General features: G+C 65.9%; 11 protein-coding genes. 6 read left to right on the top strand and 5 right to left on the bottom strand.

All coding sequences use genetic code 11. The features are described from left to right. The first annotated feature begins 293 nt into the window (after window positions 1-293). Both OG788_RS17095 and OG788_RS17090 read left to right on the top strand, forming a co-directional pair. On the top strand, window positions 294-1,655 hold the full coding sequence (locus OG788_RS17095; protein WP_406376776.1) for a replication initiator: 1,362 nt from the start codon (window positions 294-296) through the stop codon (window positions 1,653-1,655). An 860-nt stretch (window positions 1,656-2,515) separates the two neighbouring features. Next, window positions 2,516-4,375, top strand: coding sequence for an SUMF1/EgtB/PvdO family nonheme iron enzyme (locus OG788_RS17090; protein WP_406371777.1), 1,860 nt, complete (start codon window positions 2,516-2,518; stop codon window positions 4,373-4,375). A gap of 61 nt (window positions 4,376-4,436) precedes the next feature. Here OG788_RS17090 and OG788_RS17085 read toward each other — a convergent pair whose 3' ends face one another. Next, on the bottom strand, window positions 4,437-6,056 hold the full coding sequence (locus OG788_RS17085) for a recombinase family protein (protein WP_406371775.1): 1,620 nt from the start codon (window positions 6,054-6,056) through the stop codon (window positions 4,437-4,439). Window positions 6,057-6,563: 507 nt separating this feature from the next. Here OG788_RS17085 and OG788_RS17080 point away from each other — a divergent pair. Both OG788_RS17080 and OG788_RS17075 read left to right on the top strand, forming a co-directional pair. Further along, window positions 6,564-6,893: a hypothetical protein gene (locus OG788_RS17080; protein WP_406371774.1), complete on the top strand. Its 330-nt coding sequence runs from the start codon at window positions 6,564-6,566 to the stop codon at window positions 6,891-6,893. A gap of 373 nt (window positions 6,894-7,266) precedes the next feature. Beyond that, window positions 7,267-9,252 (top strand): hypothetical protein, encoded by a 1,986-nt coding sequence (locus OG788_RS17075; RefSeq protein WP_406371772.1) that lies wholly within the window; start codon window positions 7,267-7,269, stop codon window positions 9,250-9,252. 214 nt (window positions 9,253-9,466) lie between these two features. Here the strand turns inward: OG788_RS17075 and OG788_RS17070 are convergent, their stop codons facing one another. After that, a complete protein-coding gene (locus OG788_RS17070; protein WP_406371770.1) occupies window positions 9,467-9,937 on the bottom strand; it encodes a VOC family protein in 471 nt (156 codons plus the stop codon). Between the two features lie 319 nt (window positions 9,938-10,256). Here OG788_RS17070 and OG788_RS17065 point away from each other — a divergent pair, with 319 nt between their 5' ends. Further along, complete coding sequence (locus OG788_RS17065; RefSeq protein ID WP_406371768.1) at window positions 10,257-11,777, top strand: alkaline phosphatase family protein; 1,521 nt, start codon at window positions 10,257-10,259, stop codon at window positions 11,775-11,777. 538 nt (window positions 11,778-12,315) lie between these two features. On the opposite strand, the gene OG788_RS17060 is transcribed toward OG788_RS17065, so the two are convergent. Both OG788_RS17060 and OG788_RS17055 read right to left on the bottom strand, forming a co-directional pair. Beyond that, a complete protein-coding gene (locus tag OG788_RS17060) occupies window positions 12,316-13,011 on the bottom strand; it encodes a DUF899 domain-containing protein (protein ID WP_406371766.1) in 696 nt (231 codons plus the stop codon). 105 nt (window positions 13,012-13,116) lie between these two features. Then, on the bottom strand, window positions 13,117-14,871 hold the full coding sequence (locus OG788_RS17055; RefSeq protein WP_406371765.1) for a multicopper oxidase family protein: 1,755 nt from the start codon (window positions 14,869-14,871) through the stop codon (window positions 13,117-13,119). A gap of 815 nt (window positions 14,872-15,686) precedes the next feature. On the opposite strand from OG788_RS17055, the gene OG788_RS17050 reads away from it, so the two are divergent. Continuing rightward, on the top strand, window positions 15,687-16,211 hold the full coding sequence (locus tag OG788_RS17050) for a potassium channel family protein (protein ID WP_406371763.1): 525 nt from the start codon (window positions 15,687-15,689) through the stop codon (window positions 16,209-16,211). 36 nt (window positions 16,212-16,247) lie between these two features. Here OG788_RS17050 and OG788_RS17045 read toward each other — a convergent pair whose 3' ends face one another. After that, window positions 16,248-17,678: a DUF2252 domain-containing protein gene (locus tag OG788_RS17045; protein ID WP_406371761.1), complete on the bottom strand. Its 1,431-nt coding sequence runs from the start codon at window positions 17,676-17,678 to the stop codon at window positions 16,248-16,250. Window positions 17,679-17,743: the final 65 nt, after the last annotated feature.

Raw genomic sequence — 17,743 nt, 5'->3', positions numbered from 1 at the left:
AGGACGCACGGCTATGCCTATGCCTCGCGTGAGGTGCCCGCACTGCAAGGGCGACGGAGCTCGCAAGACCTGGACCGGACGGACACGGCGCTGCCGCGTCTGCCGGGGCACCGGAACCATCCGCTGACCCATCCGCCCTCAGCCCGACCACGCAAGGGAGCGATCCCCATGACCGACAGCGCGCCACCAACCACCACCCGTGCCGTCTCGGCGGCCCACCCCGGAAGGCCACCACCATCACCCCGGAACTCACCCCGGCTGACAGGCGCGCCGTTCTCGACCGCGCGGCGCGCCTGCGTCAGCTCCCCGAAGCAGACCGCGATGCCATCCGCATCGCCCAAGACCCGAAGTTCCCCCGCTGGCTGGAGCAGATAACCGCAACCGGCGGCTGCGTCCACCCCGTCCACCTCTCCGGTTCCACCACCACCCTGGACGGTGCGACCGGCGAGATCCTTCACCACTACGACACCCGCGACGAACCCGGCGAACGTCTCCTCGTCCGCTGCCGCAACCGCCGCGCCACCGTCTGTCCGGCCTGCTCTCGCCTGCACGCCGGGGACACCTTCCACCTGGTCCGCGCCGGCCTTCTCGGCGGCAAGAACGTCCCCGAATCGGTCCGCTACCGTCCCCGGCTCTTCGTCACCCTCACTGCTCCGTCCTTCGGCCCCGTCCACCGCGCCGGAGAGCGGTGCCGCCCCCGTCGCGATGGCGGCACCTGCGAACACGGACGCCCCATCGGCTGCGGGACGGTGCACGCCCCAGAAGCGCCGGTCGTCGGCCGGCCGCTGTGCCCCGACTGCTACGACTACACAGCCCACGTGCTGTGGCACGCGCACGCCTCCAAGCTGTGGGACCGATTCGTCATCGACGTCCGCCGCCGCCTCGCCTCCTCCGCGGGCCTTGTACAGTCCCATTTCGCCCGGCACGCCCGGCTGTCCTTCGCCCGTGTCGCCGAGTACCAGAAGCGTGCTGCCGTCCACGTGCACGCCGTAGTCCGACTCGACGGCCCGAACGGGGCGGCCGATGAACCTCCGACCTGGGGTACTGCGGAACGGCTCATCAATGCAGTGCGGGCATCCGCCTGCCGGGTCATGGTCTGTACGACCTATAGCCGTGCCGTCGGTGAGTTGACGCTGCGCTGGGGTGCCCAAATCGACGCTCGGCCACTAGTGAGAGACGGCGACGGCCTGGACGATGACGCAGTGGCCGCGTATGTGGCCAAGTACGTCACCAAGGGCGCGAGCGACACCGGTACCGGTACCGACTATCCAGTCACTACCGACGGCGACATCGAGGCTGCACCCGTAAGCGACCACGTTCGCACGCTGATGCGCACCTGTTGGAGCCTGGGTGGCCTCCCTGAATACGAATCCCTCCGCCTCCGAGCCTGGGCCCACACACTCGGCTACCGCGGCCACATCCTCACCAAATCTCGCGCCTACTCGACCACGTATGCAGCGCTACGCGCTGAACGCGCCCGGCACGTGGGCTATGTCGACATGCCCAACGTGATCACCGAACGGCAGTGGCGCTACGTCGGCTCGGGCCATACTCCCGGCGCTGCGTTCATAGCGATGGGAATCGCTGATGACCTCACGGAGTCACTCCGTCTTGGCCTGGAGGCTAGACAGGCAGGGGGTGACGGCGATGGCTGAGGCGCCTCAACTTGAGCCGCCTGGAACCTCGGCACCGCTGCGGAAGGCCGATGACAAGGGTGCGAGTCGGATCACCAGCGAGATAGTGATCATTGACGATGACGGCACAGAGGAGCCGTTCGACGCCAGGGCGTGGTTCTCGTGATGCAGACGGATACCGATTTCAGTTACGGCACGTCTGCATCAGCAGCGTGTGGCTACTCGTCGTCCTCCTCGGCCGATGTGCCTGGCCGCCTGCCGTCAGTCGGAGCCGGCGCGGTGGACCTTTCTTTAGCAGTGGGTCGACGATCATAAATGCGGATTGCGGCGGCGACCCCTGCCCCGGCGACCGTCGCAGCCGCAGCTGCGCGGTCGGGATCCAGTACATCCCCCAGCACGAGCCCGCAGACCACTGCGGTGGCACTCAACGCCGTGGCGACCCATCCTGCTCGCTTCTGTCCCTGCGTCACACCTTTCACCCCTCCGGTGTCAGTTACGGATCATTCGCTGTTCGCGAGAGCGTTCTCGCATGTCAAAACGACCACGTCCGAGGTTGTTTCATGCATTTTTGGATCAAGCTGGAACGGATCGGCACAAGTGGCTCGCGCGCCGCTATCTTGGAACAGGCATGACTTGGACCGGTGACTGCAGGTAGGGGACTGGTGGTGGGACCAGAAAACTCCGCAAGCGGGAGTAGTTCGGCGCGCTCCGTCGCGGACCTGTTGGGCGAGTTGCGCGAGGCGGCTGGGAAACCGCCGCTCCGCGAAATAGTGGCCATCACAAAGAAACTAGAGATGGATCACCGGGCGGAGGACTTGCGATCTCTGGAAGGGCCGCATGCAGAACCTGTGGAAGTACCTCTATCTACCCTCCGGCGTCTCTTGGCGGGCAGCCGAATCACGCAATGGCCGCAGGTCTATACGACGCTTTGGGCGTTGAGCCGCCCGATTCAGCGCCCTGCAAAGGAAAAGGCTGAGGATTTGTGGCGCTCGTGGAACGCGCAATCCGATGCCAGGAACGATGAGGACGATGATGGCGACCGTGAGGCGACCGTCTACCGTACGAGTGTTCGCGAGGTTTGTCGCAATACTCTCAGAGATCCTTCGTTGCCGCTCACAGTCTGGCGGCCATCTCACGGCATTGCCGATTCCCGCGAGGCTTTGCGGAGCTGGCTGACCTCCGCGCAGCGCCTGGGTACCGTCGTGGGTGGGGTTGGATATGGAAAGTCGATGCTTGCCGAGTGGTTGGCAAATGAACTAGCCCTGGAGCTGGACGGGCCCGTACCTGTGCGAGTGTCCGCGCGTCGAGTTTTCGCGGTGCCGGAAGAAAACAGGGGCTCGGCGGTCGAAGTGGATACGCATCTGCTGGGATTTTCTTATCCACCGCTTCCTCTGCAGGTGAGGAAAGGAATCGAGGACGGGAAACTCGATGCTGTAGTAATCCTCGATGACCTAGATGAAGTAGGTGCTCTGACGACTACTGGATTCGACTCGCCGCGTGACGTACTGCAACAGGCCTTCGCCTCCCTAGGGTCGAATGTCCGAATCATCGTTTGTTGTCGCGCAGTTGCACTCAACTATTCAGACTCCCGCCATGTAGTTGAGCGGCGCGCTCTCATGGAGGAGACCGAGTGGGCAATTCGTCAGGTGATCAGTCCCGATACGGTGACATCGACGCTGCTAGGCCTAGACCCTGTAGAAGTGGATGACGCTGAAGAATTTCTGCGCCTCCAGGGTGTTTCGGATGGATGGTTTGCCGGTGTCGCTTGGCCCCTTCCGGTAGAACTCACACCGCAGTTGATCCAGCTTCTCATCACCCTTGGGCGGCACCCTCATGGTAAGGTGCGCGAGCTATCCTTGGACCAAATCTATGAGCAAGTAACTTTTGCCTGGAAGCGAAGTGTGCCCATTCTGGAAGGGATCGATCGTCGAGAATGGTCACACCTTCTCTCATATCTAGAAGGGCGCTCAATTTCTTTCGCGCGATCCGTGCAATTCTCGCCAGAGTTGGATAGGATTGCCGAACTTGCAGGATTTCTGAGTTTTGATCAGTTGGGTCGTTTGAGGTTCAGTCACTTTTCATGGCAGGAGTTCTTTCTGGCCAGGTATCTGGCCTCCGAAATCCAGTCCAACAAAGCTGGCCTGCTTTCGCGACTGAACCTGCTATATGATTCGAATGTTAATCGATTCTTGGTCCCCCAACTCCTCCGTGCCAGAAACCCTGGTCCCAGGATGCTCCGTGAGCAACTCAGAGTCGTGACGGTTGGAGATTTTAAGGAATTTCTCGCCGATACGCAGTGGCGAGACGGGATGGGGTGGGGCATCCATCCTGCGGAAGAGCGAATTCGTGATCGCTGGAAGCCTCAGGGGGAGATGGCTGGGCATTTGAGTGAGCATGGTGGACCATCGCCTGATGCGGCGGACGGCGATCCCATCACCCATGTATCCTGGTATGACGCCGAGCGTTTTGCTGCCTGGCTTGGTTGTCGCCTGCCAAATGGTGCAGCGTCCGTGATGAATGCCCATGATTCGCCTGTCCTTCCTTACGTGTGGACCGAAAAGTGGGCCGACGAATCGATGGCCGAGATGGAACTTCAGCCTCTGCGTCAAGAGCTATCTGCTCGAAAGGCGTCGCGAAATCCCGATTTCAGGAGTTCGCAAATCGGTATCGCGGTTGCGACCGCAGTGCGGTTTTGGTCGGAGGGTGCCTGGGTGTCGGGTATGGGCTCAAGGATCCGTTAATTACCTTTGGGATGATCGCGGATCACTGAGGTGCTAGGCAGGCTGATGCACTCTTGTTGTGTCAGAAGGTTTCCGCGAAGTCGTCTTCCTTGAGTATCAGGCGGTCCCGTACGTCCTTCGGGATCATGAGCTTCATGCGGATGTGCGGAGCGCGTACGCCCTGCACCTTGCTCCTCGTGATCTCGCACTTGACGCCCACCCGGAGCAGATCGGCGGCCATGGCCTCCATGCCGCCTTCTTCCCAGCGGCTACGGAACGTCTTGCCGTTGTGTACGGCGACCCACCGGTCCTGTGTCGACTCCGGGTCGATGGCCTCCAGTTGCTTGATTAGGCCGTCCAGCGTCTTCTCCGCCTTCTCCTTGGTGAAGCGCGTCTTCGTGAAGCGTCCCCCGGGCTCCAGCCCGGTCATGTAGTAGGTGGTGGCCTCTTCCAGGCGCTGTAGCTCCTTGCGGGCCTCGGCACCCTGTCGGTACTCACGCGTCGTGACCGGCTCGTCCCCGAGAACCTTCAGGACGTCGCCCACCAGCTTGCTGTAGATCTCATCGGGATTCGGGGCGCCGTGACCGCCGGCCTTGCACTTGCCGCAGCGTAGGTACGAATACGACCGTCCCTTGACCTGGTTCGTCTGCACGCCCATGTTCGAGCCGCAGTCGTGGCAGATCAGCACGCCGAGGAACTTCGTCGCGCCGCCGGGTTGCCTGGTGGGCTGGTTCTTCCCTCGGCGGTCCAGGGCCTCCTGAAGGCTCTTGAACTGCTCCTCGGTGAAGACCGGCTCGGCTACGCGGATGGGCTGGGCGTCGTCGCCGAGGATCGTCTTGGAGCGGCGTACGCCTCCGTTCTTGTCCTCTTCTACGCGGTAGCCCATGAGTGCGGGGTTCCTGAGGCGACGGAGCAGCGTCGATGTTGTCAGTCCCGGCCCGCAGTAGCCGGCTCGTACAAGGACCTTGGCCATGCGGCGGGCGGAAGCGGGCTTGGGTCGTAGTGCTGCGTCACGGCACCAGTGCAGTGCTCGGTACGCGTCCTTGTCGATGACGAGCGTGACCCTGCCGTCTTCGGCCTCCGCTGTCTCGTACCCGTACGTGGGCTTGCCCACGAGCCAGTCGCTCTGGCTCTTCGTGTAGTCCCAGAGGCTTGCGACGCGGGTGCTCGTGTTGGTTGCCTCGATCTCGGCGATGCCGCCGATGATCGTGATCATGATCTTCCCGGCGGTGGTGGTCAGGTCGATCGAGTCGTTTTTGGAGACGAGGTTCTTCCCGTACTTCAGACACCAGTCGATCATGGTGCTGAGGTCGGTCAGGCGTCGCACGAAGCGGTCCAGCTTCCAGAAGAGGATCTCGTCGAACTCCGGCGCCCGGTTGTTGAGCCAGTCCCCGAGCTCCTTGCGTTTCCACGGCGGAACCTTCATCGCCGACACGTTGAGATCGCTGGCCACTCCTACGACTCGGCAGCCGCGGTCCAGGGCCAGTTTGCGGAGATCGAGCTCCTGGCGGACGGGTGACGTCGTGTCGTCGGTGAGCACGGAAAGCCGTACAGACAACAGGGCCCGTGGGGCGTCGTCGGGTAAGAGTGCTTCAGCCTTCTTCAGCTCTCTCAGCAGGGCTAAGTCTGCTGTCGTCCACTCGGCCTCAACCGAGTACTGGCTGCGGTCAGTTGCGGTGCGCGTCCTTGTTCGCTTCGCCATGACCAGCACGGTAGCGGTTTAGGGCTTGTTGGCATATAGCCGCAGATGGACACCCAGATCCAGATCGGCCCGACGGGCAAGAAGCTGCTGCCTCTGACGGTGAAGAACGCGGCGCCGGCGGCGAGCGGTCACTCTCACTGACGTGAGCGAGGCACTGAGGTCCGTATCGGCCTGTGCATGACTGTGTGGTCGCGAGCCCCTTTCCCTGACCGGGAAGGGGGCTCGCTGGCGAGTTGTTCTACAGGTCCACGGACTGCCCGGCGCGCCGGAAGCTTACGAGGCCATGATCACTCGCGCCAGAGCAGCTCCCGGCCAAAGTCGCTCCGTAAGGTGTTTGGCGGTCCGGAAGAGTGGGATGTGGCTCTAAAGTCGCTTGCCCCCGGTGGCGGCAAGCAGTTCGCTGACACGGGCGCCGAATGCCGCCCGAACTGCGGAGAACGGGCTTCGGCAGCTGTTCGCGTAGCCATGCCTTCGGCGAGCGCGAAGGCGATGTGCTGAGAGGATCCGATGGCCACCCCGGAGCAAGTGAGTGAAGCACTCGCCCGCAAGCTTTCAGGACTGCAGAGTGAGGGAGGAGGAACCTCTCTTGAGATCCTGGAAGTGAAGGTGCCGTCCGTCCTCCCGAAATTGATTCTGGAAATCCAGGTCGGTGTCTCGGGGCAGCTCTGGGAAGTCTCACTCGACTATCAGGGCCATGAAGCGAGTCTGGTCAGCGGAGACCTCACTGAGGACACCCTGAATTACCTCGGATTCCTTGTGCGCACCCACCTGTTCGAGTGGTGGCACACGAAGGACACGGAGAAGTATTCAGCGCGTATGGGAAAGCGACTGAACTGAGCCGCCTCCGCTCGTGAGGCCCGGTCGGGTGGCGCGGAGGCGGGCGGCGGCGACTGGTCCAGGCCGTCCGGCCCGATCGACCCACCTGGTCATGTAGCCCCTCTGGCCCGGGATCGCTGATCGCGGCTGGGCCGCCGTCCGTGGCGTGAAGGCGAAGGATCGGGTCGGGACCCGGCCTGGCTACTCATCTGCCGCGCTCGACGTGCTCATCGTGAGGGGTGTACGTAGCGTGCCGATATGAGCGCGATACGTAGCTGTCAGGTCAGAGTCGGAGGCGTCTCCTCGAGGCCCGGGCCGCCGGTGCGGCGCAAGCTCGGCCGTCCTGAGAGTGGTCCGGGCCGCGCGCTCGGTTGGGGCGGGTGATGGTCCCGTGATGAAGAAGATCTTGGTCGGGCTCGGGGTCGTGCTGGTCCTGCAGAGCCTGTTCGCGCTCTGTCTGGTCAGTTCGCTGCAACTGCTGGTGCTGCGCAACGCCCCGATCGGCGTGACCGGCGCGTCCCCGGTCGTGGACGCCGTCACATCGAAGGTGTCGCTTCAGAGGCTCAGCTATCCGGACGAGTCCGCCGTGCTCGACGCGATCGGCCAGAGCAAGCTCTATGGCGCCTATCTGCCCGGCCCCAAGAGCGACACCCTGATCGTGGTCCCCGCCAAGAGCTTCTTCGGCCGGGTGGAACTGGAAGCCGCGTTCGAAGACGTGGCGAAGAAGCTCCACAGGCCCCTGACGGTGAAGACCGTCAAGCCGCTGCCGATGAGCGACCGTCTCGGCGGGGTCTCCGGACTGCTCCTGATCCCGCTGCTCATCGGCGGCTATCTCGCCGCCGTCCTGGTGCTCAAAGCGACCAAAACGGCTGCCGCGCCCTGGCGTGTGGCGATGCTCCTCGGCTACTCGACCGTCGGCGCCGTCCTGACCGACCTCATCGCCGGACCGGGCATCGGCGCCTACGAGAACAGCCACTTCTGGCCGCTCCTACCGTGCTTCATCCTGATCGCCGCCTCCGTCACCCTCGCCGCCGCGGCCTTTCAACGTCTGGTCGGACCGCTGGGCACCCTCCTGGTGGCGACCCTGTTCATCATCGTGGGCGGCTCGGCCGCCGGTGGGGTCGGAGTCTCGCTGCTCCCCGTCTACTGGCAGCACATCGGCGCCGTCTTCCCGCCCCAGCAAGGCATCACCCTGCTGCGCAACGTCATCTACTTCGACGGCAACAACATCATCACGCCGCTCATCGTGCTCGGCCTGTACGCGCTGGCCGGGAGCATCGTCATCGGCTTTCTGGGCCGCTGGCGACCCGTCAAGAAGGTCGGTAAAGGGGCTCCTTCCCACCGGGCGGGCTCCACACCCGATCTGTCCTCCCGGCGCCCTGTCGTCGCGGTCCTGGCCGCTCTGGCCGTCGCCGCGGTGATGCAGTGCCTGTTCACGGTCAACTACATGAGCTCCGCGCACGAGCCTGTCGCGACCGACCTCCCGATCGGCACCACCGGAGCGTCCCCGATCCTGAACGCGGCCCGCAAGAACCTCTCCCTCAAGGTCACCCAGTACTCCGACGAAACCGCCGTGAAGGACGCGATCGACCAGGCCAAGATCTACGGCGCCATCATCCCCGGAACGACATCGAACACGCTCCTCGTCGTCCCCACCCTCAGCGATGTCGCGCCCCTCGACCTGGCGGGCAACTTCGAGGAAGCCGCGAAGAAGCTGCGGCAGCCCCTCCACGTCGAGCAGTACGCACCCCATCCGCTCGCGAAGAAGGACCCCTTCGGGCTGGTCGAGTCGCTGATGCTGGTCCCGCTGCTCGTCGGCGGATACATGGCCGCGACGATGCTCAGAGCGACGACCGGCACCTCGGTCGGACGCTGGCGCCTGCCCGCACTCGCCGGGTTCGCCGTCCTCGCCGCGCTGCTGGTCAACCTCGTCGTCTGCACCTGGCTCAAGGGCTACCCGGCACAGAAATTCTGGATCGTCTGGCCCATCCTCGCCCTGATCATCGCGGTGGTCGCCCTCGTGGCCGCCGTCCTGCAAAAACTCCTCGGAGCCGTCGGAACCCTCGTGACCGTCATCGTGGTCATGCTCTTCGGCAACCCTTCCTCGGGCGGAGCCAACGGAGTCCCCTACCTCCCGGCGTTCTGGCGCGCCATCGGTCCGTACCTGCCACCGCGCAACGCCTACATCCTGCTCCGCAACACGATCTACTTCGACGGCCACGGCACCACCCAGGCCCTGACCGTCCTGCTCCTCTACCTCGTAGTCCCCGCCGTGGCCCTGCTCCTGCTCTACCGCTTCCGCACCCCTGACAGCCACGTGACCCCGGAGACAGAAGCCGAGGCGACCGCGCTGACGGTCCCCGTCGGCGGCCTCCCGTAGGACAGCGGTCTTCAGGGGACAGCCAAGGGCACCGGGCCGACGGATCCCTGGAGTTGTCAGCCCGCAGATGGATGCTGAGGGCTCGTTCCAGGCGTATGAGAGCCCCTCCCGGTCCGAGAGCCCCTCCCGGTCCGAGAGCCCCTCTCGGACCGGGAGGGGCTCTCGGCGTGGCGGTCGGCCGCACGACGACGGCGCACGTGGGGAACGCGGTGGGTCAGGCCGGGGCGTCGGCGTCCTGCACCGATGCTGCGAACGCCTCGGGGCCCTGCTCCGCCGCCGCCGGGTCCATCCACATGATCTGCCAGCCGTGGCCGTCGAGGTCGAAGAAGCTGCGTGAGTACATGAAGCCGTAGTCCTCGGCGCCGTCCGCCTCGGAACCGCCCGCCGCGAGCGCGGCGGCGGTGACCGTATCGACCTCATCGCGGGATGACACGCTGAAGCAGTACAGCGCCAGCGTGTGTGTGGTGGGATCGGCCATCGGCAGTTTCGCGAACTCCGCGAACTTCTCGCGGCTGAGCAGCATGACGAAGGCCTGCTCGCCGACCAGCATGCAGGCGGCGGTCTCGTCGGTGAACTTCGGGTTGAAGCTGAAACCGAGCTCGGCGAAGAACGCCTTGCTGCGCTCGAGGTCCGCTACGGGGATGTTCACGAACAGCATGCGGCCGGGGTGTGCGGGAGTGGTCATGGTGGGTCTCCAGTCGGTGGCTCGATGGCGTACGTCCTGTTAGACCGGCGCGGCCGGCGGAACTCATCGGCGGATTTCATCGGTGGATCTCGGCCGGGTCGCAGTCGCAGGTTGATCAAGTCCACCGTCAGCGGATGGTGACCTGCGGATTCGGGCCCGGTCTCTCGATGGATCTCTGTTGATTAGCCAGGAATCAGCCGATCCATCACGATTGAGGAAGGTGGGCCAGCGCTCTGCCGAACCTCGGCAGTCTGCTGGTGGTCGCCGCGGGAGGTGCGTCGTGGCCGGAGCCGGGAGCGGGCCCAGGTTCGATCATGTCGTGTCGGTGATGTTCGAGAACCGGTCCTTCGACAATCTGCTCGGCCGGCTGTATCAGCCGGGTGAGGTCGCCTCGTTCGAGGGCGTGATCGGCAAGGACCTGGGCAACCCGATCCCGTTGTGGGCCGAGCACGGCCTCGAACGTGAGGTCGTGCCGTACGGGATCTCGGCGGTCATGGACGCCCCGAATCCGGATCCGGGGGAGGAGTTCACCCACGTCAACACCCAGCTCTTCAGCCTGATCGACCCGGCCGGCAACCGGGGGGTCATGTCCGAGCGGATGACCGCCCCGTTCAACGCGCCGCGCAGTCCCGGGACGGCGCCGACGATGGACGGGTTCGTCACGGACTACATGAGCGCGTTCACCGCGGAGAGGGGACGGCAGCCGCGCTACGAGGAGTACGCGCAGATCATGACCGGCTACACCCCCGAGCAGGTGCCGGTCATCTCGGCGATCGCCCGTGGGTTCGCCACCTTCGACCACTGGCACTGCGAGGTCCCCTCGCAGACGTTCACCAACCGGTCCTTCTACCACGCGGCGACCTCGTCGGGCTTCGTGGTGAACGCCCCGTACGAGAACTTCCCCCTCCACAACGACGCGGAGACCATCTTCGAGCGGCTCGAGGCGGCGGGCCTGACCTGGCGGGTCTACGTCGACCCCGGGATGCGCATGTCGGCGACCGGCATGATCCACGCCGCGCGGCTGTCCCGGTTCTTCGCCACCCGCTTCTCCACCCTCGACGACTTCTTCGACGACGCCGAACGCGGCACCCTGCCCGCCTACTCGTTCATCGAGCCGTGCCTGATCCACGCCCACAACGACTACCACCCCGCCGTCGACGCGGTGTTCCCGGGAGTGGCGGCCGACTCGCCGTCCTCGGTCCTGGGCGGCGAGGAACTGTTGGCCCGCCTCTACGACGCCGTGCGCGCCTCCTCCAGCACCGGTGGCTCCCACTTCGCCAACACGCTGTTCCTGGTCGCCTTCGACGAGCACGGGGGCACCTACGACCATGTGCCGCCGCCCCGGGTGGACCCGCCCGATCCGACGGCCCCGGCAGGTCAGATGGGTTTCCGCTTCGACCGGGCCGGAGTCCGCATCCCCACCCTGGCCGTGTCCGCGTACATCGACCCGCGCACCGTCATGAGCGGCCCGTACCGCAACACGTCCCTGATCGCGACCTTGCGGGACCGCTGGCCACTGGGTCCGCCGCTGACCGCCCGCGATGCCACCGCTCCCAGCGTCGCCCCCGTCCTCACCCGCGCCACTCCCCGCCCGCAGGAGGACTGGCCCGAGATCACGCCCCGACCCGCGCCCCAGTCGGCGGTTCCGCTCGTGCCGCTGGACAAGCCGCTTCCCCCGCTGGGTCAGTACCTGCTCGGTGTCGCCATCACGCTGGACACCAAGTACACCGGGCACGTCCCCGACCTCGACCCCAGGACCGCGACCGGCCGCCAGGCAGACGACTACATGAACGACCGGACCGCCAGGATCTACCCCGGCCTCGTCACCGTTCCCTCCTGACGAGAGGCGTCGGAGAGCTGGATGACGACTGGCTGACGATCGAGGAGGCTGTCCGACGCATCGGGGTACTCCGAGGTGTCCGGGGCTCTCGGCGGTGGTGAGGTGGCCGGTGTCCTGACCGCGCGGCTCTCACCGCACCGCCATCGGCCTCCGGCGATCGTGACCGTGCCGGCCCGGAGAAGGGGGTTCGGGGCCGGCTGTGGTTCACGGCTGAGCGGGCGGCGGGCGGCGGGCGGGGGCGGGTCAGCCGCGGCGCAGCAGCATGACGACAGCGATGATGACGATGATGAGGACGACGGTTCCCAGACCTATGTACACGGGTTTCTCCTTCCCTCGGGGGAGCGGCACCCGTTGGTGCCGCAGGAGCCGAGTGCCCCGGTACGGGGCTTTCAGCCCACCCGGGTGATTCTGTTGCCCGGCGGTGGCGTGCATCCGTACCCACGCCACCGCGGGAAGGCGAGCCGCGAGGGTCCTCGCCTTCCGGTCGCCGCCGCGCCGGCCGCCGTGGTCGCTTCGCCGCTCGTCGGCCCGGATCGGTTCAGCCGCCGCCGGAGCCCGAGCCGTAGAGCGCAGCGAGATCCTTGGACGTCGCCCACCGGCTGTAGGTGGGCGACCGGGGCCAGTCCTCGGGCGAGTCCTGCCATTCCTCCTGCCGTCCGTACGGGAGGACATCGATCAGCGCGAAGGTGTGACCGAGCTGCTCGGTACCTCGGCCGTCGGTGTGCCAGGTGCGATAGACGGTGTCGCCGTCGCGCAGGAACACGTTGACCGCGAATCCTCCGTCGGGCGGTGCGCCGACGTCGGCCCCGAACGAGCTGTCGGCGGTCGAGTACCACGCCATCCGATTGCCGACCCGCTCCTTGTAGGCGAGTGCTTCTTTGATCGGGCCCTGGGTGACGATGACGAATCGCGCGTCGTAGTTGTCCAGGAACTCCAGGCGGGTGTACTGCGAGGTGAACCCCGTGCAGCCCGGGCACTGCCATGTCTTGCCGGCGAACCACATGTGGTTGTAGACGATCAGCTGCCTCTTGCCTTCGAATACGTCCGCCAGCCGTACGGGGCCGTGCTCGCCCTCGAGCGTGTAGTCGGGCATCTCGACCATCGGCAGGCGGCGACGCTCGGCGGCGATGGCGTCAAGTTCCCGCGTCGCGGCCTTCTCCCGGGCGCGCAGTGCCTGGAGCTGGCGCTCCCAAGTTGCGGCGTCGACGACGGGTGGCAGTGCGTGGGTGGTCATGGTCCCCTCACAGAGCTCGTACGCGGCTTTCGCTTGTGCGGAGATAGACCCCGCCGGGCTCCGGAACTCATCGGTCGTCGGCCCGGCGAGGGCAAGGAACTTCCGTCAGTGGCCGTGGGTGCTGCCCGCGTGGGTGCCGCCGCCGTGGTCGCCACCGTCGTGGCCGCCGTGGCCGACGATCGTCCATGGGCGCATCAGGTCGTCGTCCTCGTGTTCGAGGATGTGGCAGTGATGGACGTACGTCGCCGGGAACTCGGTGCCGCTGTCCGGAATCGACGCGAGGGTGTCCGTCGGCGGGGTGAATTCCTGAATGATGATTCTGGTCACCGTCTCCGGATACGACTTGACCGTGTCCTTGTCCGAATGCGCTTCGTCCGGGTCCGGCGGAATCGGTGGGCCGGTGAGATAGTTCGCCAATGCCGGCCGGTCCTCCGGCCTGCGGCCGCCGTCGATCCACTTTTCGTACTGCGCCTGATAGCCCGCCGCGTCGATCGGCTGCCTGTTCAGCACCTGGAAGTTGACGAGGTGGACATGCATCGGGTGGGCGTCATGGTTGGGATTGATGTATTCCCAGATCTCGGTCGAGCCCGCCTTGATGAAATCCTGGGACGGCTCCATGAAGGGCACCGCGTTGAACGTCATGGTGCCGAAGAGCTTGTGCTGGTACAGGACCCATTCCCGTCGACGGGTGTGCGATTTCACCTCGATGGGTGCGACCGCCGGCAGGTCGAGTTCATCGGGCGGTGTCGTTCTGTCCGCGCCGCCGGACAGCCGTTCGGTGACCTGGAACTGCATGACTTCCGAGATTTCCGGTCCGCCGCCGCCGGGGAAGTGGACCGGCGCGTTGTAGTTCGTCAGGGTGACGTTCGTGCCGAGGGGCATCTGGCTGAAGTCGACGATCAGGTCGTACCGTTCGGCCGGCCCGATCAGGAAGTTCAGCATGCGCAACGGCGTACGGAGCCCGCCGTCGGTGCCGATCAGCCAGAAGGGCAGTGTGGGCTGGAGCAGTACGTCCCTGGGTACGTCGAACCTCAGCCGCCAGAAACGCTCGTTCGAGGCGTTGAGAATGCGCAACCGGTAGCGGCGCGGTTCGACGGCCAGGAACGGGTACGCCTTCCCGTTGACGACCGGGGTGTCCTCGCCTTCCCTCTCGGTCATGGTGTAGGCGAGCGAGCCGTCCCGGTGGAAGGTCCGGTCCTGAAGGATGAGGGGGACCTCGAACGGGCCGCGCGGCAGCCCGAGCCGGTTGTCGGCGGGATCGCGGATGACGTAGAGACCGGCGAGTCCCGCGTAGACGTTGACACTGGTCATTCCCATGCCGTGATCGTGGTACCAGAGCAGGCACGAACGGTCGTGGTTGGTGTAGCCGCAGATCGCTTCGTTGGGTTCGACCCGGCTCGGGTCCAGGGTGGTGTAGGACTCGGCGTGGACGCCGTCCGGGCTGAACGAGTGCAGCGGCATGCCGTCGGACTGCGGTGCGGTGAAACCGCCGTGCTGGTGTACGACGTTCCACACGTTGACGTTCGGGGGGAAGGGCGGTTCGCTCTTGTACGGAGGCGGAGCGACCGGGGTGAGCTGGGGGTCCCCGTTGCGGATGGCGTCGATCACGAACTGGAACAGGTGGGTGGTCGGCAGCTCGTTGCGGTACTTGACGACCGTCGGGTGGTCCTTGGTCACGCTGATGGTCGGTCCCAGATAGCCCATCCCGATCGCGTTGTCGGGATCGCGCGGGTTCGTGGCCCAGTAGCCCCACACGTCCGCCGGTCCGAGATCCCGGTGGAAGCGCCACGAGTCCTGCCGCATCGTGATCTCGTAGAAGTCGGCGCCCGGATAGACGGAAGAATCCGGGATGGCTGTCATCGGCCTGGGAAGCGGGTCGACGTATTTCTTCAGCGGAGGGGTATGCGGGGTGTCGGCGGACTCCGTCCCGTGACCCGGCGACGCATGCGCCTGCGTTTCCAGAACACCTCGCGGAAACATGGCCGCACTCCCCATGGCGCCGGCCATGAGGAATCTCCTTCGCCCGAACATCTTCTTCAGCCTTTCATCGGCTCACATGACGTCCAAGGCGTACAGGGCTGAATCGGGACGTCGGTGCAGCACGCCGACCCGGGCCGGGAATCCACTCATTGAGCGGACCGCAGTAATAATTCGACAGGAATCAGAATTGGAAGAGAATTAATACTGCCAGTCTGCATGGATGTAAGCATTCCGAATGGATCGACAATCCACTGAACATTCTTGGCGCGCCATATTCGGCCGCACGGCAGGCTGAAGGATCTGCCGCACGGTGATCGACGACAGGGGCTTGATCACCACGGGCGGAGACGCGGAACCCGGCCGACGTGGACGCGCCGCGGGCGGTCCCGGCCGGGACTCTGTCGTGTGACGGAACGGGGCGATCGAGTGAAATGAGCGCTTCTCCTGGCGCTTGCCGATCAATGGGTCATTTCAGATCAGTACATTCCCCAACATCGGCTCCTCCGCTCACCGCCGGAGCCTGACCGCAGCGGCCCCGCCAGAAATTCCGGCTGAACGCATCCTGAGGCCCATGGAGCGCGTCCGAAGGGCTTTGGAGAGGCCCTGACGGGCGAGCCGGGCGGACGGAGTGGCTGTCCACACGCAGGGAAGGGCTGCGGGGTCGTGCGGCATCGGGTGTGTCCGAGAGGGGGATCGTGGACAGGAAGCCGCGCAGCGGACGTCGGGTGGTCGCGCTCACCATGGTGCGGTGCCTGCTTGTCGCGACCGCTCTGGTCGCCGCCTATTACCTGCTGCCGCTGGACTCGGCCTTCACGGCGACGTCCGTCATCGCTCTCGTCGGAGGGTTGGTGGCAGTGGCGCTGCTCATGGTGTGGCAAGTGCGCGGGATCGTGAGGTCCGAGCGTCCCCGGCTGCGTGCCATGGCGGCTCTGGCGACGGCACTTCCCTTGTTCCTGCTGCTCTTCGCCACGACCGACTACCTGCTGGATCGCAGCGCGCCGGGCAGTTTCAGTGAGGCGATGTCGAGGACCGACGCCCTGTACTTCACGATGACCGTGTTCAGCACGGTCGGATTCGGCGACATCAGCCCGCGCAGCGAGACGGCACGGCTCCTTGTCACGGGACAGATCACCGCCAACCTTCTGCTGCTCGGTGTCGCCGCCCGTGTCCTGGTGAACGCGGTCGAAGAGGGCCGGCGGGCGCAGCGCGCGGCGGAATAGCCGGCCTGCCCCTCGCGCCGGGCGTCCACGGGCCGGTCAGTCGGCCGGGACGTCCTCCGCCGGCAGCCGTCCCGCCCGTACCGCCTCGACGAGTGCCTGATGGTCGCGCTCGTTCTGGTCGGCGTACGCCTCCGCGAAGGTCACGAGGGCCCGGTCGAAGGAGTCCTTCTTGCCCAGGTACGAGGCGATCGCGATCCGGTCGCCGGACCGTGCGTGCGCGCGGGCGAGGGTGAGGCCGCAGACGCCGCCGAAGGTCTCCAGCTGCGTGGGCGACATCGTCTCCGGCATCGCGATGCCCTTCCAGTCGCGCAGTTGCCGTACGTAGAAGTCGCGACGCTTGCCGTCGACGCCGTCCACGCGTTCCCAACCGAGGAAGATGTCGCTCGCCGCCTGCATCAACCGCTGTCCCGCGACGACGCGTTCGCCCTGGTTGCGGTACTGGCTGGCCCCGACGTGGTCGGCGAGGACGGAGGTGTCGGCCTCCTTGGCCTGGAGGAACAGCGGGTCGCGGCCGTCCCGTCCGAGGAGCAGGATGATCCAGCACCGGGTGCCGACGCTGCCGACCCCGACCACCTTGCGGGCGACGTCCGCGAGTTGGTAGTCCTCCAGGAGGAAGCGCCGGTCGGACGGCAGCGTGAGTCCGTACCGCTCGATCAGTCCGCGGAACTGGCGCTCCAGCGCGGCGCGTTCGGTGTCCGGCAGCAGGTCGGTGAGGGGGACCAGCAGCGGGGGGTCCGGCGCGATCATCGGCCGGCCGTCGACCTGGCGCGTGAGTTTGTCGAAGACCTGCACGGTGTCTCGCGACCGGGCCTTCGCCAGGGCGTGGTCCAGCTTCTTCTGTCCGCTCTTGCGGAGCTGGTCCGTCGTGAGGTCCCTGAGGCGCTCGGCGTCGACCTTCGCGTACCAGACATCGAGGTTGCTCATGCCGGCCAAACGGATCATCGCTTCGCGGTACGAGCGCACGGTGCCGCTCACGATGCGGGCGCGCTCGTCGTCGTCGAAGCCGTTCGCCCGGGCGGCGATGACGAAGCTCGCCGACAGCCGCTTGACGTCCCACTCCCAGGGGCCCGGCAGTGTCTCGTCGAAGTCGTTGATGTCGAACATCAACTTCCGCTCCGGCGAGGCCAGCAGCCGGAAGTTGAGCAGATGGGCGTCTCCGCACAGCTGGGCGTTGATTCCCGAGACGGGACTGCCGGCCAGGTCGGACGCCATGATCGCCGCGGCGCCCCGGTAGAAGCGGAACGGGGACTCCGTCATCCGGCTGTACCGGATCGGCACCAACTCCTGCACCCGGGCCCCGGACTGTTCCTCCAGGATCGCCAGCGGGTCCCGTCTCTTCGGACCGGGCCTGTACACCGCGTGTCCCGAACGTGGACAGCGGCGCCGCGCCTCCTTGCCGAGTGCCACGCGCTCCTCGGGGGTCGCGTGAGGTGACGTGCGCATCGCCGTGGTCGCGTGCTGGGGCATCGACGGCTCTCCTGCCTGGCCCTGGGGCCCTCGGATCGCCCGGGGACACGGCACTCGGAGCGCTG

This window comes from Streptomyces sp. NBC_00647 (assembly GCF_045207245.1).
GTDB lineage: Bacteria > Actinomycetota > Actinomycetes > Streptomycetales > Streptomycetaceae > Streptomyces.
The sequence above is the reverse complement of the archived record's forward strand: the minus strand, read 5'-3'. Positions and strand labels throughout refer to the sequence as shown.